This is a genomic window from Dellaglioa sp. CoH-57-MRSF-16 (assembly GCF_056782055.1).
Window position 1 is genome coordinate 1 of the sequence record NZ_JBXAXZ010000085.1, and the last position, 398, is coordinate 398.

Annotated in this window: 1 protein-coding gene; it reads right to left on the reverse strand. The window is 55.0% G+C overall.

Annotation, left to right across the window (positions count from 1 at the left end; translation table 11 throughout):
• Window positions 1–217 (reverse strand): hypothetical protein (locus tag AC1RPH_RS07960; RefSeq protein WP_481762050.1); only part of this gene is annotated, 217 nt, incomplete at its 3' end.
• Window positions 218–398 lie beyond the last annotated feature (181 nt).

Here is a 398-nt window from a genome sequence, read left to right on the forward strand (position 1 = left end):
ACCAATCCCAGTCAAAACACCAGTCATTGACGGTGCCGACATCGATGTGTTCTACGCTTCGTTCCTGACGCTCGATTTTGTCGAGCACTCGATTGAGGACACGACGATTCTGCTGCCGCTCGTCTCGACGCGCACCCGGAGCCGGGCCGCAGCACGGGCAATGGAAACCGCCCGGACCATAACTGATTACACGACGGGAAAATGCTTTTGCTTTCATGAGACCTCCAGTTGATTATCACTGAACTCTACTCATGATCGCCTCCTATTCTGTTGGGTGGGAACGGTACGATTCGAACGTACGGTCAACCTCGGTGCCGGATTTACCTGACGCACCGGGCACCGGTGGCTTTGTCTATTATGACCAGCCTTCCTGCATTAAGCCGCTCTGCCCACGTTCC